At 59.6% G+C, this 19697-nt stretch carries 22 protein-coding genes; 9 read left to right on the top strand and 13 right to left on the bottom strand.

Going from position 1 to position 19697, the window contains the following annotated elements:
• Nucleotides 1-38: 38 nt before the first annotated feature.
• From BFP89_RS11760 to BFP89_RS11775, 5 genes are all read right to left on the bottom strand, one after another.
• Nucleotides 39-1097, bottom strand: coding sequence for an NAD(P)H-dependent flavin oxidoreductase (locus tag BFP89_RS11760; RefSeq protein ID WP_065885673.1), 1059 nt, complete (start codon nucleotides 1095-1097; stop codon nucleotides 39-41).
• 109 nt (nucleotides 1098-1206) lie between these two features.
• Nucleotides 1207-2253, bottom strand: coding sequence for a bifunctional DNA-binding transcriptional regulator/O6-methylguanine-DNA methyltransferase Ada (gene ada / locus BFP89_RS11765; RefSeq protein ID WP_065885674.1), 1047 nt, complete (start codon nucleotides 2251-2253; stop codon nucleotides 1207-1209).
• 75 nt (nucleotides 2254-2328) lie between these two features.
• Complete coding sequence (alkB, locus tag BFP89_RS11770; protein WP_065885675.1) at nucleotides 2329-2994, bottom strand: DNA oxidative demethylase AlkB; 666 nt, start codon at nucleotides 2992-2994, stop codon at nucleotides 2329-2331.
• Between the two features lie 3 nt (nucleotides 2995-2997).
• Nucleotides 2998-3162, bottom strand: a complete 165-nt coding sequence (locus tag BFP89_RS28930; RefSeq protein WP_163001619.1) for a hypothetical protein — start codon at nucleotides 3160-3162, stop codon at nucleotides 2998-3000.
• Nucleotides 3163-3192: 30 nt separating this feature from the next.
• Nucleotides 3193-3495, bottom strand: a complete 303-nt coding sequence (locus BFP89_RS11775; protein WP_003173824.1) for a DUF1883 domain-containing protein — start codon at nucleotides 3493-3495, stop codon at nucleotides 3193-3195.
• Nucleotides 3496-3708: 213 nt separating this feature from the next.
• Here BFP89_RS11775 and BFP89_RS11780 point away from each other — a divergent pair, with 213 nt between their 5' ends.
• Nucleotides 3709-4059 carry a hypothetical protein gene (locus BFP89_RS11780; RefSeq protein WP_065885676.1) on the top strand — a complete coding sequence of 117 codons (351 nt, stop codon included), beginning with the start codon at nucleotides 3709-3711 and terminating at the stop codon, nucleotides 4057-4059.
• 245 nt (nucleotides 4060-4304) lie between these two features.
• Complete coding sequence (locus tag BFP89_RS11785; RefSeq protein WP_065885677.1) at nucleotides 4305-4535, top strand: hypothetical protein; 231 nt, start codon at nucleotides 4305-4307, stop codon at nucleotides 4533-4535.
• A 9-nt stretch (nucleotides 4536-4544) separates the two neighbouring features.
• Here the strand turns inward: BFP89_RS11785 and BFP89_RS11790 are convergent, their stop codons facing one another.
• Together BFP89_RS11790 and BFP89_RS11795 are read right to left on the bottom strand one after the other, a co-directional pair.
• On the bottom strand, nucleotides 4545-4826 hold the full coding sequence (locus BFP89_RS11790; RefSeq protein WP_065885694.1) for a hypothetical protein: 282 nt from the start codon (nucleotides 4824-4826) through the stop codon (nucleotides 4545-4547).
• Between the two features lie 162 nt (nucleotides 4827-4988).
• The gene (locus BFP89_RS11795; RefSeq protein ID WP_003173828.1) at nucleotides 4989-5174 is read right to left on the bottom strand and encodes a hypothetical protein; all 186 of its coding nucleotides are present in this window, start codon (nucleotides 5172-5174) and stop codon (nucleotides 4989-4991) included.
• Nucleotides 5175-5473: 299 nt separating this feature from the next.
• On the opposite strand from BFP89_RS11795, the gene galU reads away from it, so the two are divergent.
• Entirely contained in the window at nucleotides 5474-6313 is an 840-nt protein-coding gene (galU, locus tag BFP89_RS11800; protein ID WP_003230743.1) for a UTP--glucose-1-phosphate uridylyltransferase GalU, read from the top strand.
• Between the two features lie 106 nt (nucleotides 6314-6419).
• Entirely contained in the window at nucleotides 6420-7778 is a 1359-nt protein-coding gene (gene gorA, locus BFP89_RS11805) for a glutathione-disulfide reductase (RefSeq protein WP_065885678.1), read from the top strand.
• On the opposite strand, the gene BFP89_RS11810 is transcribed toward gorA, so the two are convergent.
• Nucleotides 7779-8786 (bottom strand): DNA-binding protein, encoded by a 1008-nt coding sequence (locus tag BFP89_RS11810; RefSeq protein ID WP_065885679.1) that lies wholly within the window; start codon nucleotides 8784-8786, stop codon nucleotides 7779-7781. It lies immediately after the preceding gene.
• A 171-nt stretch (nucleotides 8787-8957) separates the two neighbouring features.
• On the opposite strand from BFP89_RS11810, the gene BFP89_RS11815 reads away from it, so the two are divergent.
• The 3 genes from BFP89_RS11815 to ahpF all read left to right on the top strand — a co-directional run bounded on the left by BFP89_RS11815 (nucleotide 8958) and on the right by ahpF (nucleotide 12287).
• Entirely contained in the window at nucleotides 8958-9890 is a 933-nt protein-coding gene (locus BFP89_RS11815; RefSeq protein ID WP_065885680.1) for a site-specific integrase, read from the top strand.
• Nucleotides 9891-10035: 145 nt separating this feature from the next.
• Nucleotides 10036-10599 (top strand): alkyl hydroperoxide reductase subunit C, encoded by a 564-nt coding sequence (gene ahpC / locus BFP89_RS11820; RefSeq protein ID WP_005788226.1) that lies wholly within the window; start codon nucleotides 10036-10038, stop codon nucleotides 10597-10599.
• 122 nt (nucleotides 10600-10721) lie between these two features.
• Nucleotides 10722-12287 (top strand): alkyl hydroperoxide reductase subunit F, encoded by a 1566-nt coding sequence (gene ahpF / locus BFP89_RS11825; RefSeq protein WP_065885681.1) that lies wholly within the window; start codon nucleotides 10722-10724, stop codon nucleotides 12285-12287.
• A gap of 108 nt (nucleotides 12288-12395) precedes the next feature.
• On the opposite strand, the gene gloA is transcribed toward ahpF, so the two are convergent.
• The gene (gene gloA, locus BFP89_RS11830; protein WP_065885682.1) at nucleotides 12396-12917 is read right to left on the bottom strand and encodes a lactoylglutathione lyase; all 522 of its coding nucleotides are present in this window, start codon (nucleotides 12915-12917) and stop codon (nucleotides 12396-12398) included.
• Between the two features lie 179 nt (nucleotides 12918-13096).
• On the opposite strand from gloA, the gene BFP89_RS11835 reads away from it, so the two are divergent.
• The gene (locus BFP89_RS11835) at nucleotides 13097-13627 is read left to right on the top strand and encodes a DUF4946 domain-containing protein (RefSeq protein WP_065885695.1); all 531 of its coding nucleotides are present in this window, start codon (nucleotides 13097-13099) and stop codon (nucleotides 13625-13627) included.
• 102 nt (nucleotides 13628-13729) lie between these two features.
• On the opposite strand, the gene BFP89_RS11840 is transcribed toward BFP89_RS11835, so the two are convergent.
• Entirely contained in the window at nucleotides 13730-14095 is a 366-nt protein-coding gene (locus BFP89_RS11840) for a histone-like nucleoid-structuring protein, MvaT/MvaU family (protein ID WP_065885683.1), read from the bottom strand.
• A 199-nt stretch (nucleotides 14096-14294) separates the two neighbouring features.
• Nucleotides 14295-15836 carry an EAL domain-containing protein gene (locus BFP89_RS11845; RefSeq protein WP_065885684.1) on the bottom strand — a complete coding sequence of 514 codons (1542 nt, stop codon included), beginning with the start codon at nucleotides 15834-15836 and terminating at the stop codon, nucleotides 14295-14297.
• 395 nt (nucleotides 15837-16231) lie between these two features.
• Between BFP89_RS11845 and hppD the strand changes: the two genes are divergently transcribed.
• Complete coding sequence (hppD, locus tag BFP89_RS11850; RefSeq protein ID WP_065885685.1) at nucleotides 16232-17308, top strand: 4-hydroxyphenylpyruvate dioxygenase; 1077 nt, start codon at nucleotides 16232-16234, stop codon at nucleotides 17306-17308.
• Nucleotides 17309-17355: 47 nt separating this feature from the next.
• Here the strand turns inward: hppD and rarD are convergent, their stop codons facing one another.
• The gene (gene rarD, locus BFP89_RS11855) at nucleotides 17356-18237 is read right to left on the bottom strand and encodes an EamA family transporter RarD (RefSeq protein ID WP_065885686.1); all 882 of its coding nucleotides are present in this window, start codon (nucleotides 18235-18237) and stop codon (nucleotides 17356-17358) included.
• 148 nt (nucleotides 18238-18385) lie between these two features.
• Entirely contained in the window at nucleotides 18386-19396 is a 1011-nt protein-coding gene (locus BFP89_RS11860; RefSeq protein ID WP_065885687.1) for an aldo/keto reductase, read from the bottom strand.
• Nucleotides 19397-19697 lie beyond the last annotated feature (301 nt).

A 19697-nucleotide genomic window follows, 5' to 3' on the forward strand; every position in this document is an offset into this window, starting at 1 on the left:
GCCGGTACAGTGCGAAATTGCGCCACGCGCCGACAGGCCTAGCGCAGCCTGGCCAATGCCTGCTCGGCCAGGTCGCGCGTCAGGTCGTACGTCGAGCGGTCGTGCCCCAGGCGCAAGGCCTGGCCCGCCCACAGGTTGCTGAAGCCGGCTTCGTCCCTGGCCTTCAGCGGCAGCAATGCGCCACCGGCCCGTGGAAAGGCTGGCGCGGCGGGGTTGATCGCGCCCAGCTCGCGCATCACGCGGTTGACAATGCCCCGTGCCGGGCGCCCGGTGAACAGGTTGGTGAGGGCCGTTTCGCTGGCCTGGGCATGGCGCAAGGCATGGTGATGGGAAGCGCTGATACTGGCTTCGGGGGTGAACAGATACGCCGTGCCGATCTGCACCGCCGAGGCGCCCAGGGCAAAGGCGGCGAGCATTCCGCGCGAATCCGCGATACCACCGGCCGCGATCACCGGCACACTGACGGCGTCGACGACTTGCGGCAGCAGCGCCATCAAGCCGATCTGGCTGTTGAGGTCGTCACTCAGAAACATACCGCGGTGGCCACCGGCCTCAAGGCCCATTGCGATAATCGCATCACAGCCGTGCTGTTCCAGCCAGATCGCTTCCTCGACCGTCGTCGCCGATGAAAGCACCTTGGCTCCGGTGGCTTTTACCCGGTCCAGCAAGGCTTTTTCCGGCAGGCCAAAGTGAAAGCTGACGACTTCGGGGCGAAAGGTTTCGATCACTTCACACGCTGCCTCATTGAAGGGCCAACGATTGGAGAGCGGGGTTGGCGCATCAAAATCGGCGCTCAGCTCGCGGTAGTAGGGCTCCAGCAGCGCTTTCCAGCGCCGCTCGTGTTCCTCGTTCGCTGCGGGCGCCTGGTGGCAGAAGAAGTTGACATTGACCGGGCGGGTGCCGGCCTGGCGGATGGCGGTCAACGCCTCACGCAGTTGCTCGATGCTCAGCGCAGCGGCAGGCATGGAGCCCAGTGCGCCGGCCTGGCTGGCGGCAATCACCATGGCGGTGGTGGTCGCGCCCGCCATGGGGGCCTGGATGATGGGCAGGTCGATGCCCAGCAGGTCGAGAATGCGCGTGTCTGGCCAGGTGCTCATGGGGTGCGTCTCCAGCGTCAGTGAGGCTTTTCGCTGTTTTAGCAGGCCCCTTGGCACCCGGCCACTCTGTTTTATTCACTGGACGAGGGCAGTGCTTTATGCAGCTGGGTCAGTCCGAGGTTTCCCGCGCCAGCAGCGTGCGCTTGCGTTCTACGCCCCAGCGGTAGCCGGACAGCGCGCCGTCGCTGCGCACAACTCGGTGGCAGGGGATTGCCACCGCCAGGTGGTTGGCGCCACAGGCCTGGGCCACTGCGCGAAATGCCGTGGGCGCGCCGATACGCTGGGCAATCTGCGCATAGCTGGCCGTGCTGCCCACCGGAATATCCCGCAGCGCCTGCCACACCCGTTCCTGGAAGGCCGTGCCGCGTAGATCCAGCGGCAAGTCCAGGCCCAGGGCGGGCGCTTCGATAAAGCCCACGACCTGGGCAATCAATTGTTCGAAATCCCGATCCGCGCCGACCAGTTCGGCGTTGGGGAATTGGTCCTGCAGGTCGCGCACCAGTGTATCCGGATCGTCACCCAGCAAAATCGCACACACGCCGCGTTGACTCTGCGCCACCAGAATCGCCCCCAGCGAGCATTGGCCCACGGCAAAGCGAATCAGGTTGTTGGCACCGCCGGCCTTGTACTCCTGCGGCTTCATGCCCAGCACCTGGTCAGCCGCCGCGTAAAAGCGGCTGTTGGAATTGAAGCCGGCGTCGTACAGCGTATCGGTGACCGACTGCTGCGCCTTGAGCCCATCACGCACCTTGCGCGAGCGCAGGGCGCCGGCGTAGCCCTTGGGGGTGAGGCCCGTGACGGCTTTGAACACGCGATGGAAATGGAACGAACTCAAGCCGGCCTGGCGGGCGAGGGCCTCCAGGCTGGGCGGTGTTTCGGCCTGTTCTATCTGACGACACGCGTCGGCGACCAGCTTTGCATGGTGGGCGGCCAGTTGAGTCTGGTCGCCGGCGGCGCGGCGGCTGGGACGATAACCGGCAGCTTCGGCGTGTGCCGGGGTGTCGAAGAATTCGACATTTTCCGGACGCGGCAAACGTGAGGCGCTGCTGGGGCGACAGTACACGCCGGTGGTTTTCACAGCGTAGACAAACAGTCCATCGGCCTTGGCATCGCGGGCAACGATGGCGGCCCAGCGTGGGTCTAGTGAGTGGTTCATGGCCTGCACTCTTGAGTGGTGATCGGCAGATTAACCCGACAGTTGGCGCTCGACACTCCGAAGCTTGCGGTCAAATCAGCCGGCGGTGCGAAAGGTCAGGTTAATGCGTTGCGGCCCCATGATCGGGTGCTCGCCTTGCTTGATCGGCATCACGCCATGGAAGCGCAGGCGATCCACCCCACCCCAGACCACCACATCACCGTGGAACAGCGAGACTTTTTGCGTCTTGTCACTGCGCTGATGGCCGCCGAACAGGAAAATCGCCGGCAGGCCGAGGGACACCGACACCACTGGCGCGTCATAGCGCTGCTCGTTCTTGTCCTGATGCAGCGACATTTTGGCGCCGGGTACGTAACGGTTGATCAGGCAGGCATCCGGCGAAAAATCGCTGAAACCCGCCGCGTTCGCTGCCGAGATGGCCAATTCGCGCAGCGCGTCGGGCATTGCCGGCCAGGGTTGCCGGCTGCGCGGGTCGAGGGGGCTGTAGCGGTAGCCGCGGGTGTCGGTGGTCCAGCCCAGCGCGCCACAACTGCTCAGCGCGGCCGACATGGTAAAGCCGCCGGGCGTGACCATTTGCCGAAACGGCGACTGGGCCAGGACACGCCGCAACTCGGGTAATAAACGCTCAATCCAGGGCAGGGCGTAACCTCCCAGGACGTAAGACTCTTCACCAATCTGTTCGCGCCTTGCCGGTTGCTGCAAGGCCTCATCGGCGAACAGGTCAGCGGTAGGCCCGGCCATGGCTTACAGCGCCTTGCTCACGTTGATGTCAGTGATTTCGTCGCTGGCATCGTGGATTTTCGCCAGGGCCTGCCGGGCCTCCTCGACGCTGTTGCTGGTCAATTGGGCAAATTCGAAGCGACGTTCGCCGTTGAGCTTGTACTTGATGACGTATTTGGTGGTATTCACAGCTTTTTTCCTTACGGTGTTCAGCTCAGCTCAGCTCAGCTTGGTGCTGGTGCGACGAACGATGCGAATCTTGTGGGACAGCGCCGGTTTGCGGGTAACGCTGATGGCGCGGCGCGTGACCACATCCAGGGTGATGTTCCAGAAACCGGTGCTGGGCGCGGTGATTTTCGCCGGGAATTTATCGAAGGCGCCACCATGGTAGGTATGCCGCCCCCCGTTCTTGAAACTGCGAAAATTCGCATCGCTCATTAGACGAATATTACAGGTCTGTGAGCATTCGATGACGACAATGTCTCCTTCGTTGAGGTGCTCACGCTGGTGGATGAATTTCATGGGGTGTCTCCAGAAGGGCTTTTTCTGAAAAATCAGAACGATACGTAGGTTAAGATGGAGTTTATCAGCCCCAGCGCGTTTATTATCGGGCCGTCGTCGACGACTTCGACAATTTAAAACAGTTATTTACCGAGTTTTTAGAGATAAATCCTACATTTGCGGGAGAAATTTCCTATGCCCGCTGTCGTAGGGTCTTTATCGGAGGTTTTAGTTATGAAGTGGAGTGTGTTGGTGCTGGCCTTGGCAATCGCTGGGTGTGCTTCGGTTGCAGATATCAAGCAGACCCCACCCACGTTGGTGGTCATTTCCGGGAAAAAGCCGCAGGAGTATGCGGCGTGCGTCGTGCGCAAGCTGGAGGCGACACGTCGTCCGCCACAGATCGAACCGCATAAGGAAGGTATTCAAGTGATCGTGCCGCAGAAATTTTCGTCCGATCCGTCAGCGATATTCGAAATCGAGGACCGCTCCAGCGGCAGCAGCATCAAGCTCTATGAAAGCATGTCCAACGTGCCGATTCGGCCGGGCGACGTGAAGAAAGCCGGGGAGGATTGCATTTCCGGTTAAGCCAGGGCGTATGTCCACGAACTGAATCCGATGAGAACCCCACCCGGCAGGACGAGCCTCTTCGCTCCTGCCCGGTGGGGTTTTTTATGCGTTATTCGGTATTGAGCCTATAAAGCCGATCATGCTGACGGGAAGGCCCAATGGCGTGTCGATCGGCAGGGCATCCGTTAAACTGTCGGTCACTGCCTACACGAATGCCGCTCAAACCCATCTGAGCAGCATCGCACCGCCTGGAATGTCCCATTATGAAGCGAGAACACGTCAAAGCCCGCCATGCTGAAGGTCAGATCACGGCGACCCACGTCATCCAGAACCCTGCCGACCTGGGCGAGTGGATCGTATTCTTCAAGAAAAGTGACGGCCGCAGTTACTTCCTGGTGGACGATCAGGATGAGGTCGAGTCATTCCCGCGCCTGGATGACTTGATCGAAACCCTGCGCGGCCTGGGGATCAAATTCGCCGAAGTTCACCTGTAGCACCAAGGCTTACTTGCACACCACCACGACGCTGCGGCCTTTGAAATTGCCTACATCCTTGCCCAGGGTCTGCTCGCTTTCCTTGAGTGACGGGGTGCCGTCGGTGCCGACGATGCGGTAACCGGTGCCCGCGCAGGAGGCGTCGGCTTTCTCATAGCAACTGGCCCATGAATTGGCTTCGCCCGAGCAGTCGATGGTCAGGCCTTGTTCACCATTTTTCAGGTAAGTGTCGGAGGTGGTGGTGCAACCGGCCAGCGCCAATACCGCAGTGAGTGCCAGGATTTTGTTCATAGCCAGCATCTTGTTCATAGAGAGTCGTCTTCGAAGGTGTGGGGGAGAGCGCTGACACGGACGTGGGGCGTTGGCGGAAGATTATAGCGAACTGCCATCTAGGTACAGCCAAACACAAAAAAAGCCCCGCTCTGCGGGGCTTTTGCTGCAAGACCGCGTGGCTTACTTGCCCTTCGGCCGCTTGCTCGACGCGTGACCGGCTTCATCCACGAATACCTCGGCCACCGCAATGGCCATGCTTTCAGTCTCGAAAACGCCCGCGACGCTGTCGCCATGGAAGTTGATCAAGTGCCAACCGTCCGCACGCTGGGTGATCAGGTAGCCGTTTACGCCTTTGGGTTCTGACATCTAATTAGCAATCTCGTAAGCTGATTCAAGGGTGCAATGATAGCCGCAAATACCCCGCCGTTGCCCAAGTAATTCCAGCGCGGTGCCGGGCTTGGAAAAGCGTGCTACAAAGGATCAGGCTCTTTGGAAAATCAACACTTGAGCGCCGGCCAGCCTGCCGGTTGAAAGATCAGCGGAACTTACGCCGACATTTTTTCTCTATGATGACATCGCGGCGCCAGCAGGACCCATTGTAAGGTGACTGCGGCCTGATTAGACTGCGCCGAATTCCGTACGCACAGCCCTTTGTAAGGACTCATATGATCAAGAAATGCTTGTTCCCGGCAGCCGGTTACGGCACTCGCTTCCTGCCAGCGACCAAAGCCATGCCCAAAGAGATGCTGCCGGTGGTGAACAAGCCACTGATTCAGTACGGCGTCGAAGAGGCACTGGATGCCGGCTTGAATGAAATCTCCATCGTGACCGGCCGCGGTAAACGCGCACTGGAAGACCACTTCGACATCAGCTATGAGTTGGAAAACCAGATCAAGGGCACCGACAAGGAAAAATACCTGGTCGGTATTCGCAAGCTGCTCGACGAATGCTCGTTCTCCTACACCCGTCAGACCCAGATGAAAGGCCTTGGCCACGCCATCCTCACCGGTCGCCCGCTGATCGGTGACGAACCGTTCGCCGTGGTACTGGCCGATGACCTGTGCGTAAACCTGGAAGGCGACGGCGTGCTGACCCAGATGGTCAAGCTCTACCAGAAATACCGCTGCACCATCGTTGCGGTAATGGAAGTCAACCCGGCGGAAACCAACAAGTACGGCGTGATCGCCGGCGACGACATTGGTGATGGCCTGATACGCGTGCGTGACATGGTCGAGAAGCCAGCGCCGGAAGATGCACCGTCGAACCTGGCGATCATCGGCCGCTACATCCTGACCCCGGACATCTTCAAACTGATCGAAGAAACCGAGCCAGGCAAGGGCGGCGAGATCCAGATCACCGACGCCCTGCTCAAGCAGGCCAAAGATGGTTGCGTGATTGCCTACAAGTTCAAGGGCCAGCGTTTCGACTGCGGCGGCGCTGAAGGCTACATCGAGGCGACCAACTTCTGCTACGAGCACTTCTACAAGACTGGCAAGGCGTACTGATTTCACGCTTGCCGATCTGTTTCAACTGAAAGCCACCTTCGGGTGGCTTTTTCGTTTTTCAGCCCCATGTAAGTCGGTATGCTGGTGTCCTGCCGAGGAGAATGAAATGGCCTATGATTTTGACCTGTATGTAATTGGCGCCGGTTCCGGCGGTGTTCGCGCGGCGCGCTTTGCCGCAGGTTTTGGCGCCAAGGTGGCCGTGGCGGAAAGCCGCTACCTGGGCGGTACCTGCGTGAATGTCGGTTGCGTGCCGAAGAAACTATTGGTGTACGGCGCGCATTTTGCCGAGGACTTCGAACAGGCCAGCGGTTTCGGCTGGTCGCTGGGTGAGGCGAACTTTGACTGGGCGACCCTGATCGCCAACAAAGACCGGGAGATCAACCGTCTCAACGGTATCTATCGCAACCTGCTGGTCAACAGCGGCGTGACCCTGCACGAAGGGCATGCGCGCCTGGTGGACCCGCACCAGGTGGAAATCAATGGCGAGCGCTTCACCGCCAAGCATGTCCTGATCGCCACGGGCGGCTGGCCGCAGATCCCGGACATTCCAGGTCGCGAGCATGCCATTGGCTCCAACGAAGCGTTCTTTCTCAAAGAGCTGCCAAAGCGCGTACTGGTGGTAGGTGGTGGCTATATCGCCGTTGAGTTCGCGGGCATTTTCCATGGTTTGGGTGCGCAGACGTCGTTGCTGTATCGCGGTGACCTGTTCCTGCGCGGCTTCGATGGTTCGGTGCGCAAGCACTTGCAGGAAGAGCTGACCAAGCGCGGCCTGGACCTGCAGTTCAATGCCGACATCGAGCGCATCGACAAGCAAGTCGATGGCAGTCTCAAGGCCACCTTGAAAGACGGTCGGGTGCTGGAAGCCGACTGCGTGTTCTACGCCACCGGCCGGCGCCCGATGCTGGACAACCTGGGCCTGGAAAATACCGGCGTCACCCTCGATGAGCGTGGCTTCGTCAGCGTGGACGAGCTGTATCAAACCAGCGAGCCGTCGATCCTGGCCATTGGCGATGTGATCGGCCGCGTCCAATTGACCCCGGTCGCCCTGGCCGAAGGCATGGCGGTGGCGCGTCGCCTGTTCAAGCCCGAGCAATACCGTCCGGTGGATTACGCGATGATTCCGACGGCGGTGTTCAGCCTGCCGAATATCGGTACGGTGGGCCTTACGGAAGAGGAGGCGAAGAAGAACGGCCATAAGGTGCAGATCTTCGAGAGCCGTTTCCGGCCGATGAAGCTGACCCTGACGGACTGTCAGGAAAAGACCCTGATGAAGCTGGTGGTCGATGCCGACACCGACAAAGTGCTGGGCTGCCACATGGTCGGGCCCGATGCCGGCGAAATCGTGCAGGGCCTGGCGATCGCGCTCAAGGCCGGCGCGACCAAACAGCATTTCGACGAGACCATTGGCGTGCACCCGACGTCGGCGGAAGAGTTCGTCACCATGCGCACGCCTGTGGCGGACTGATCAGGTTTCGCCGGTTGCCTCTGGCGTCGTTGCAACGACGGCGGCCAGACGCAACGCTTCAATACTGGCCTGGGCCTTGAGAAGGTCCAGCTCCAGCGCCTTGTTGGCCTGCTGATGCTCAGTCAGCGCTGCCTGGCGTGACTGGCTTTCCAGCAGCGCCACCCGCAGGCGCTCCTGAAGCAGTGTGCGCTCGCTGTCGACCTGGCTGATCTTCTCGTTCAACTCAAGCTGCAAGGCCTGGTCTTTGCGCCGTTGCTCCTGCAATGCGTTCAGCTCCTTCGCGGTCACCCGGTGTTCGATCAACAAGCGTTCGTTGTCTCGATGCAATTGGGTGATTTCGTCCTGACGCACCAGCGCACTCTGCTGGGCCTGGCGCAGCTCGGCTTGTACCTGCTGCAACTGGCCTTCATGACGGCGCTGCTCCTGTTCACGCTGCTCCTTGACCGCATTGCGGTAATGCTCAAGGGCATCGCGGGCGTGCAGGTGCTTGTCTTCCAAGGAGCGAATCTGCTCGTCCTTGTCCTTGAGCCTCAATTCGTAATCGCTGCACGCCTGACTGAGCCCGGCGTTGCGCGTTTGCTCGGCCTGCAGGCTGGTGCCGGCGGTTTGCAGGGCGGCGCTTTCCTCGGCGAGGGCGGTGGCCTGGATATCGAACTGCTGTTGCAGCTGATCATGGGCTCCTTGCAACGTTTCAAGCTGAGTGAGCAGGGCGCTTTTGTGCTGCTCAAACTGCGCCAGGGCGAGGTCGATGGGCTCCTGGGCCTTCTCTTTCAGGCGCTGGGCGAGCCGTGCCACCAATTCGCCAAGCTCATCATCAATGGGGGCTTCGGTGATGGTCTGGCGGCTCTCACTTTCGTCCAGCTCCTTGAGATAGCGGTGAATGGTGGTTTTCGAGCCGGTATTGCCCATTTCGATGCGCACGGCGTCGATGCTGGGGTTTTCGCCACGGGCGAGGATCGCCAGGCGTGCCGTCTGAACGACTGCTTTGTTTATGCCACCACGAGCCATGGGGTCTCCGTCGATTTCGTACTGTGGTACAGGGTATGTATTTACATACTATATCACAGCTAAAAAATGCTTTAAATTCATGATTTAACAGATGGGATATTGGCGTATTATCTCGTGTCACCAGCATTTTTAGCGTCGAACCAGGCGTTCGCAGTACGAATAGGCCCTGCCATGAGTGATCTTGATCGTTACCTCAACGCCGCGACCCGTGACAACACGCGTCGTAGCTACCGCGCGGCCATCGAGCATTTCGAGGTCAGTTGGGGTGGCTTCCTGCCCGCCACCAGCGACAGCGTGGCGCGCTATCTGGTTGCGCACGCGGGCGTGCTGGCCGTCAACACGCTGAAGTTGCGGCTCTCAGCACTGGCGCAGTGGCACACCAGCCAGGGGTTTGCCGACCCGACCAAGGCCCCGGTGGTGCGCAAGGTACTCAAGGGTATCCGCGCCGTGCACCCTGCGCGGGAGCGGCAGGCCGAGCCGTTGCAGCTCAAGCACCTGGAGCAGGTGGTGGCGTCGCTTGAGCGTGAAGCCAGCGAAGCCAGTGACAAGCAGGACCGGCCTGGGTGGCTGCGCGCCAAACGCGACACGGCGCTGATCCTGCTGGGGTTCTGGCGTGGCTTTCGCAGTGATGAGCTGTGTCGCTTGAGTATCGAGCATGTCCAGGCGGTGCCGGGAGCCGGCATCAGCCTGTACTTGCCGCGCAGCAAAAGTGACCGCGACAACCTCGGCAAGACCTACCACACCCCCGCGCTGCTGCGCCTGTGCCCGGTACAGGCCTACAGCGAATGGCTCAGCGCCTCGGCACTGGTGCGCGGCCCGGTGTTTCGCGGGATCGATCGCTGGGGCAACCTGGGGGAGGAGGGGCTGCACCCCAACAGCGTGATTCCACTGCTGCGCCAGGCGCTTACGCGCGCAGGCATCCCGGCCGAGCAATACACCAGCCATTCCCTGCGACGCGGCTTCGCGACCTGGGCCCATCGCAGCGGCTGGGATCTGAAGTCGTTGATGAGTTACGTCGGCTGGAACGACATGAAATCGGCCATGCGCTATGTTGAAGCGACGCCTTTTCTCGGCATGACGCTGGCGACCCAACCGCTGCTATGAGATTTCTTCTATTAATACAGTCATCTGATAGAGAAACCCAATCGTCAGCATCAGGTTTGCCAATGAGCCATCGTCACAGAGAGTGGGTAGGATTCACCCCATCAACTTGTTAAGCCCTTCTACAAACCCTGACGGAGAGTCAACGATGCCTATCATCAACAGCCAAGTAAAACCGTTCAAAGCCACCGCGTTCAAAAACGGCAGCTTCCTCGATGTGACCGACGCTGACCTGAAAGGCAAGTGGTCTGTGGTGTTCTTCTACCCAGCCGACTTCACCTTCGTTTGCCCAACCGAACTGGAAGACCTGGCTGACAACTACGCCGAATTCCAGAAACTGGGCGTAGAAATCTACAGCGTGTCCACCGACACCCACTTTGCCCACGCTGCCTGGCACAACACTTCGCCAGCCATCGGCAAGATCCAGTACACCATGATCGGTGACCCGACCCTGACCATCTCGCGCAACTTCGACGTGCTGATCGAAGAAGCCGGCCTCGCGGACCGCGGTACGTTCGTGATCAACCCGGAAGGCCAGATCAAGATCGTTGAACTGAACGACGGCGGTGTTGGCCGTGACGCGTCCGAGCTGCTGCGCAAGATCAAGGCCGCCCAGTACGTTGCTGCCCACCCGGGCGAAGTGTGCCCAGCCAAGTGGAAAGAAGGCGAGGCCACCCTGGCTCCGTCCCTGGACCTGGTCGGCAAGATCTAAGTCTGTGAAGTCTCAAGGGCGGGTATCCGCGCCTACCCAGTAAGCTGCAACCGCCCTCAAAAACGCCCGGGCGAGATTCGCTCGGGCGTTTTTTTTACCCAGAATTAAAGGAAATCGCCCGTATGTTGGACGCCAATCTTAAAGCTCAGTTGAAGTCATACCTGGAGCGGGTTACCCAGCCGATCGAGATCGTCGCCTCCCTCGATGACGGCGCGAAATCCCAGGAAATGCTCGCTCTTTTGCAGGACGTAGCCAGCCTCTCCACGCTGATTACCCTGCACAGCGATGGCAATGATGCGCGCAAGCCGTCGTTCTCCATCAACCGCCCGGGTGCCGAGATCAGCCTGCGTTTCGCCGGCATCCCCATGGGCCATGAATTCACGTCCCTGGTGCTGGCCCTGCTGCAAGTCGGTGGCCATCCGTCCAAGGCCAGTGTCGAAGTGATTGAACAGATCCGTGCCTTGAAAGGCGAGTTCAGCTTCGAGACTTACTTTTCGCTGTCGTGCCAGAACTGCCCGGACGTGGTCCAGGCGCTGAACCTGATGGCCGTGCTCAACCCCAACATCCGCCACGTGGCCATTGACGGCGCGCTGTTCCAGGCTGAAGTCGATGAGCGCCAGATCATGGCGGTGCCCAGTGTCTACCTTAACGGTGTGAACTTCGGCCAGGGCCGCATGGGCCTGGAGGAAATCCTCGCCAAGCTCGACACCAGCGGTATCGAAAAGGCCGCCGAGAAAATCAGCGCCAAGGATGCCTTTGATGTATTGGTTGTCGGCGGTGGCCCGGCCGGTTCATCGGCTGCGATCTACGCTGCCCGCAAAGGCATTCGTACCGGTGTGGCCGCCGAGCGTTTTGGTGGTCAGGTACTGGACACCATGTCCATCGAGAACTTTATCTCGGTACAGGAAACCGAAGGCCCGAAACTGGCCAGTGCCCTGGAAGCCCATGTACGTCAGTACGACGTCGACATCATGAACCTGCAGCGTGCCAGCAGCCTGGTGCCGGCGAAAAACGCCGGTGAGTTGCACGAAATCCGCTTCGAAAGCGGTGCGACGCTCAAGTCCAAAACCGTGATCCTGGCCACCGGTGCGCGCTGGCGTGAAATGGGCGTGCCGGGCGAGCAGCAATACAAGGCCAAGGGTGTGTGCTTCTGCCCGCATTGCGACGGCCCGCTGTTCAAGGGCAAGCGCGTAGCGGTGATTGGTGGCGGTAACTCAGGCGTCGAAGCCGCCATCGACTTGGCCGGTATTGTCAGCCATGTCACGTTGCTGGAGTTCGACAGCAAGCTGCGCGCCGACGCTGTGTTGCAGCGCAAGCTGTACAGCCTGCCGAACGTCGACGTAATCACCAGCGCATTGACCAGTGAAGTCAAAGGCGATGGGCAGAAAGTCACCGGTCTTGCCTACAAGGATCGCGACAGCGGTGAGTTCAAGACCCTCGACCTGGAAGGCATCTTTGTGCAAATCGGTCTGTTGCCCAACACCGACTGGCTCAAAGGCACCGTGGAACTGACGCCTCGCGGCGAGATCATCGTCGATGCACGTGGCGAGACCTCATTGCCGGGTGTATTCGCCGCCGGTGACGTCACGACTGTGCCGTACAAGCAGATCGTGATTGCCGTGGGCGAGGGCGCCAAGGCTTCCCTGAGTGCGTTCGACCACCTGATCCGCACGTCTGCCCCTGCGTAAAATCCGAAGCGCAAATAAAAAACCCCATGAGTGATCATGGGGTTTTCTCGTTCTCGCTCCCACGCTCCGCGTGGGAATGCATACCGTGACGCTCTGCGTCACACGGCGTTACATCGGTGCTGGCTGAATGATTTCAACCCAGTACGCATCCGGGTCCTTGATAAAGGCCAGGCTTTTCATGCGGCCATCGCTCAGGCGCTTCTGGAAATCGCAGCCCAGGGCTTCGAAGCGTTCGCACGCCGCAACGATGTCCGGCACCGAGATGCAGATGTGGCCAAAGCCACGAGGGTCGGTGTTGCCGTTGTGGTAGGCGAAATCGGCATCGTTTTCGGTGCCGTGGTTGTGGGTCAGTTCCAGGATGCCAGGGATCGACTTCATCCACTGGGTGCGCTCAGCCGCGTCAGCCGGGATCTGGGCCTTGTCCACCAGGGCGAGGAAATACAGGCTGAATTCGGCTTCCGGGAAGTCACGTTTTTCAACCAGGGAAAAACCCAGTACGCGGGTGTAGAAATCCATCGACTTGGTGATGTCCTTGACCCGCAGCATGGTGTGGTTGAACACGAAGTTTGCGGTGGCGGTATCAGGTTGGGCAGTAACGCCGGGGAAGGTGTTCAGTTCGTGCAGGCTCATGGGCCCTCCAGAAAAAAATGGGGCAAAGCGGTCCCTTGGCTTGCGGCAAGCATCCGTGCAGATGGGCCATGATACGCAAGGCCTGCCGGTCACGCCAAATGAAAAAGCTGACGCAACCCTTGCGAGCTGTGGGTCCGGGGCCGCAAACTTTGGTGCTGGAACCCTGGATGCTTTTTGCAATGATCGAGTTTCGTAAAGCGCTGTTGAGTACCGTGTGTCTACTGCTGGCGTGCCCGCTCGTATGGGCGACCGACCCCGAGATCCATTGGCCCAGCGGTTGGCAGGTGGAGGAAGTTGAACCCGACGCCGCCGGAAAGAGCCAGGCCGTGACGCGTCAGCGTGCGATCAAGAATGACGAAAATGGCCAGACCTTGATGGTGATGGAGTTGACCGGTACGCCAATTGAGGCCGGGCACCAGGTCAATCTTCAAGGCGTGTTGCTGGAGATGCGCAAGTCCATTCAAAAAGATTTTGCCCAGGGCGGTTATCAAAGCGTGTGCACCAAAATGCACGCCGCTACATTGAGCCGCCTTGACGCGCTGGAAACTACCTGCGTGATTACCGAGAACGGTCGGCATGTGCTATCGCAGACACTAGTGGGTGCGGTGGATAAGGAAAAAGCCTACGTGTTTTCATATGCGGGCCAGGCGCAAGCGTACGAGGCCAGTCAGGATGAAGTCAATTCAGTACGTGACAGTCTCAAACTTTGAATGGGTGTATGCGAAAGAAAGTGAACTTTAATTTAAGTTCGCTTGCGAACCTGAAAACGAAAAAGCCCCGCGTGAGCGGGGCTTTCTATTAGTGCATGTTAATCAACCGCGAAGCCACGAATCTACAGTGGCAGCGCCGTGCTCTTCTTTCCAGGCTTTCAGGCCACGATGGTTGCCGCCTTTGGTCTCGATCAGCTCACCGGTGTGCGGGTTCTGATAGACCTTGACCACGCGGGCGCGGCGCTGTTTCGGTGCGGCCGCGGGGGTGGTGCCGCGCTTGGCCGGGTTTGGATCAAGGATGGAGATCACATCGCGCAGGCTCTTGTCGTAGCTGCCCATCAGTTTTTTAAGTTTTTCTTCAAATTCGATTTCTTTCTTGAGCCCGGCGTCGTTCTTCAGGGATTCCAGCTGGGCAAGCTGCTCTTGAAGGGCTTTTTCTGCTGCGCGAAATTCGGCGAGTCTGGACAAAATCTGTACTCCAATAGTGTAGTTAGCTGATATCTACTGCGAAGAAAGCCTTAAGCCAAGAGGGTTAAGCTAACTCAAACGAAAACACCTGACTGTGAGTGTATCGCCGGCAAGAAAAATTGTAGTAGTTAATCCACTTCGAGTAAATCATGTCTTTTGTCTAAATAACATGCTGGCCGTGAAAGCAGTCGGTGACTGTTCACTGACGGGTCACCGACTTAATGAACTCATCGCCGGGTAATGGACGGCCGAACAGGTAGCCTTGCAGGAAGTCCACGCCTTTTGCGACGAGGTAATCACACTGTTGCGCTGTTTCCACACCCTCGGCCACGATGCCCAGGTCGAGTTTGACGGACAGTTCGATGATGCTGTCCAGAATATGCCGTGAGAGGGCATCCGCACCGATCATGGCGACAAAGCTTTGATCGATCTTCAAGTAGTCCACATTGAAGTGACGCAAGTAGCCCAGGCTGGAATGCCCGGTGCCGAAGTCGTCTATGGCGATCATCACGCCCAACTGGTGCAGCGCGTCGAACAAGCGCCGTGTGATGTCGGTGGGCTCGATCAACTCACGCTCGGTCAGTTCCAGTACCAGGGTTATCTGGCCGGGCGGGAAGGCCGCAAGGAACGCTCGGCAGTCGTCCACCAGCTCCAGGTCCTGGCAATGACGCGCGGTGACGTTCACGCCGATATGAAACCCCGGGCTGAAGCGCTCGGCGTGCGGCGCCAGTTGCGCGGCCGTCTGGCGCAGCAGGGCGCGTGTCATGGGCACGATCAACCCGGAGTGCTCGGCCAGGGGAATGAACAGGTCCGGTCGCACCAGGCCTTCCTTTGGGTGTTGCCAGCGCATCAGCACCTCGCAACCGGCCCATTGGCGTGTGTCGCCGCGCACCACCGGTTGAAAATACGGGATGAACTCATCGGCGCCCAGGGCACGTTGCAATTCGTGGGTAGGCGCCGAAGAGCGCTTTTGCAGCCAATGGGCAAGGAGGCCGGCCAGCACACCAAAAAACACCACCAGGCTGAACACGGCCGGATAGCGCGCCTGCATGTAACGCCAGACCTCACCCTCGGGCATGCCCACGTCGACGCTGTATTGATAGCGGTTGGAGGCCAGGAAGTGAGGGGCTATGGCAAACTTCGGCGGCGCGTCGGTATGGACCTTGCCGTCGGCGTCCAGCCAGTTGGGGCCCACCTTTAACACCAGGGAGGCGTAGCGGCTGATCAGGCGCAGGGCATTGGTGAGGTGGTAACCGTCAATCGAGGCAAACGCGCCTCGATCACCGTCGACCAACCGGTACACCAGCAGTGCGGTATCCGGCGTGACGGGGTTGCCGTTCATCAACCACAAACGCCCGCCAACGTAGTCGTCCGGGTTGACCGGCGAATCGTAGCGGCTGCCGAACAATGAGCTGCAATAAATGTTTTTCTGCCAGGACAAGGTGGTGGCGCGCACGAACGGCCGGCGGGTGACCTGTTCACGCAGTGCCAGCGTTGCCGCGTTGTCACACGGCAAGCCAGCCAGCGGCAACAGGTCCTGGGCGGCGAGGGCGGTGTTGTCGAGCATCAAGTCGAACTGACGCACCGCTTCCCTGGCCGTTTGTGCAGTGCTTTGTTCTAGCGTGCGCTCGGCTTGCCAATAAAGAATCACGACCCCCAATAAAACGGGGAGCAGGCCGCAGACGATGCTCAGGCAATAACGGGCAACTCGGCTTCGTGGGCCTTGGGATGTAAAGGGCATAGAGGAGCGGCCGTGCAAAAAAAAGAAGGGGACAATGCCGATGATAGATGGCATTCACACAAGGCGCTCAGCAAAACGTAACAGCGTCTGCCCGGGTGACAAATCCCTTGCGCGCGGCAAGGCAATGGGGATTTGATAAGCGTACGGGCAAATAGAGCGCGGACAAAAAGTGTTACGCTGTGTAGAATCGATTTACGCATACAAGAATATGGACTTGCGCTCACGCAAGCCTCGCCGTCAGAGACTGATGACACCATGAAGCAACTCGGTTCTCCCCTGATTTTTGGTGACTTCCTCGCCCGCAGTGTGCGAGGCCTGTCCTGTGCGCCACCCGCCGACCTCATCCTTGCCGGTAAATAACCAGTTGTTACTCCAAGCATGATGAGGCACCCGACATGACCGACCAATACGAAAACCCGATGGGCCTGATGGGCTTTGAATTCATTGAGTTCGCATCGCCGACCCCGGGCATCCTGGAGCCGATCTTCGAGATCATGGGCTTCACCAAGGTGGCGACCCACCGTTCCAAGGACGTGCAGCTGTTTCGCCAGGGTGAGATCAACCTGATCCTCAATAACGAGCCCAACAGTCTGGCCTCCTACTTCGCCGCCGAACACGGCCCGTCGGTGTGCGGCATGGCGTTTCGGGTGAAGAACTCGCAGCAGGCCTACCAGCGCGCCCTCGAACTGGGGGCCCAGCCGATTCATATCGAAACCGGTCCGATGGAACTGAACCTGCCGGCGATCAAAGGCATCGGCGGTGCGCCTCTGTACCTGATCGACCGGTTTGGCGAGGGCAGCTCGATCTATGACATCGACTTCGTCTACCTCGAAGGCGTAGACCGCAACCCTAAAGGCGCCGGCCTCAAGGTCATCGATCACCTGACTCACAACGTCTATCGTGGCCGCATGGTCTACTGGGCCAATTTCTACGAGAAACTGTTCAACTTCCGTGAAGCGCGCTACTTCGACATCAAGGGCGAGTACACCGGCCTGACATCCAAGGCCATGAGCGCGCCGGATGGCATGATCCGCATCCCGTTGAACGAAGAATCGTCCAAGGGCGCAGGCCAGATCGAAGAGTTCCTGATGCAGTTCAACGGCGAGGGCATCCAGCACGTGGCGTTTCTCACCGATGACCTGGTCTCGACCTGGGACGCGTTGAAGAAGATCGGCATGCGCTTCATGACCGCGCCGCCGGACACTTACTACGAAATGCTCGAAGGCCGCCTGCCCAACCACGGCGAACCGGTGGACCAACTGCAGGCCCGCGGCATTTTGCTGGACGGCTCGTCGATCGAAGGCGACAAGCGCCTGTTGCTGCAGATCTTCTCGGAAACCCTGATGGGCCCGGTGTTCTTCGAGTTCATCCAGCGCAAAGGCGACGATGGGTTCGGCGAAGGCAACTTCAAGGCGTTGTTCGAGTCGATCGAGCGCGATCAAGTGCGTCGCGGCGTATTGACCGCCGACTAGGCAAAAAATAAAGCCCGGCTTCGGCCGGGCTTTATTTTGCCTGGGATTCAGGCTCTGCGCTGACGCACCAGGTGCTTGAATCCTTCATACATCAGCACCATCACCGCCAGCCAGATCGGGATATAGGTCAGCCATTGCCCGCCCTTGATGCCTTCACCCAGCAGTAGCGCTACGGCGAGCAACAACACCGGCTCCACATAGCTGAGCAGGCCGAACAGGCTGAAGGCCAGCAATCGGCTGGCGATGATGTAGCTCACCAGCGCCGAAGCACTGATCAAGCCCAGCATGGGAATCAACGCGTACAACTTCGGCTGCGCATCCAGTACCGCGAAGCCCTGCTCGCCGCTTTGTACAAACCACCAGGCCACCGGCAACATCAGCGCCATGTCCAGCCACAGGCCGCCCAGATGGTCGGTGCCCAGGTACTTGCGCACCACGAAGTACACCGGGTAACCGATGATCACCACCAGCGTTGCCCAGGAAAACCCGCCAGCCTGATACAACTCGTTGAGCACGCCCAACGTGGCAAACACTACGGCGATCTGCTGCAAGCGCGACAACTGCTCGCCGTAGACCAGGCGTCCGGTCAGCACCATGGTCAGCGGCAACAGGAAATACCCCACCGACACGTCCAGGCTGCGCCCATTGAGCGGCGCCCACATGAACAGCCATAACTGCACGCCGAGCAGCGCGGACGACAGCAGCACGCCGCCGATCAAGCGCGGCCTGGTCGCCAGCATGCGCAGCAACTCCCACGCCCGTCGCCATTCGCCGCTGACCACCATGAAGACGGTCATACAGGGCACGGTCAGCAACATGCGCCAGCCGAAAATTTCCAGGCCGCTCAGGGGGGTGAGCAGCGACGTAAAGTAATACATCACGGCAAACAACACCGAGGCCGATACCGATAACACAACACCTTTAGACACGCAGTCCTCACGAAAGCCGATTTGAGATAAACAGGAAGAATCGAGAGGCAGATTATGGTGCTTTTGGTGGCTCAGGTGCGCTGATTTGGGGCAAAAGGCGGAAAAAGGCTGAAAATGGTCGTTTTACACGCTTGGGCTCAAGGGTTGCCTATGAGCGCACCGTACGACCCGAGACAAAGTGACTCACATCATTGAACCCCGGCGTGGACGAGTGCCCAGGGGTTACCAGCGAATCGATGAATGCTTCATCTTCCGCGCTGATCTTCACCTCGAGTGCGCCGGTATAGGCATCCCACTGCGCCTCGGTGCGCGGGCCGACAATCGTCGAGCTCACCGCCGCGCTATTGAGCACCCAGGCAATCGCAAACTCGACCATGCCCACGCCACGCCCCTGGGTGTATTGCTGGAGCTGCTGGGCGATGCGCAGCGATTCGACGCGCCATTCGGTTTCCAGGATGCGTTTGTCCTGGCGTGCAGCGCGGCTGCCAGGCTCGGGCGTCAGGTCGGGCGCGTACTTGCCGCTGAGCACGCCCCGCGCCAGCGGGCTGTACGGCACCACGCCCAGGCCATAGGCGGCAGCGGCGGTGATCTGCTCGACTTCGGCCTGGCGATTGACGATGTTGTACAACGGCTGACTGATGATCGGCCGGTCAACGCCCAGGCGTTCGGCCACGCGTATGACCTCGGCAATACGCCAGCCGCGGTAGTTGGACAATCCCCAATAGCGAACCTTGCCCTGGCGAATAAGGTCGCCGATCGCTGATACCGTGACCTCCAGCGGAGTGTCGGGGTCCTCGCGGTGCAGGTAGTAGATGTCCAGGTAGTCGGTGTCCAGGCGGCCCAGGCTGGCCTCCAGCGCGTTGAACATACGCTTGCGGCTCAGCCCGTTGCGGTTGGGCATGCCATCCGCCGGGCCCATCCCGACCTTGGACGCCACCACCCAGTCCTGTCGGTTGCGCGCGATGGCCTCGCCGACGATTTCCTCGGAGCGTCCGCCGGTGTAGACGTCGGCGGTGTCGATAAAGTTGATGCCTTGATCCCAGGCCTTGTCGATGATGCGCAGCGAGTCGTCAGTGTTGGTCTGTTCGCCAAACATCATGGTGCCCAGCGTCAGGGCGCTGACTTTCAATCCGGACTGGCCCAATGTGCGGTAAATCATGCAGAGCTCCTCATGGCAGGCAAACGTGTGTCATGCAATACCAGACACGAGCGGTTTGGAACAAGCGCTGTGTGTGTTTCTTCATGCACTCAGCAGGGGCTGGCAGCGCTTCTGTAAAAACCGCTGCGGCATTTTCATCCGTTCCGAGACTGGCAGGCGGTGGGGACACTTCAGGTTGAGCGGCGCCGGCTGACGGATGCTTCACAATCCAAATGTGGGAGGGGGCTTGCTCCCGATGGCGGCCTCAGGGCCGACCAGGATGCTGGATCAGACCGAGTACATATCCGTTTCTTCGGTCACG

Origin of the sequence: Pseudomonas sp. 31 R 17, assembly GCF_900004915.1 — a bacterium.
Taxonomy (GTDB): domain Bacteria; phylum Pseudomonadota; class Gammaproteobacteria; order Pseudomonadales; family Pseudomonadaceae; genus Aquipseudomonas; species Aquipseudomonas orientalis_A.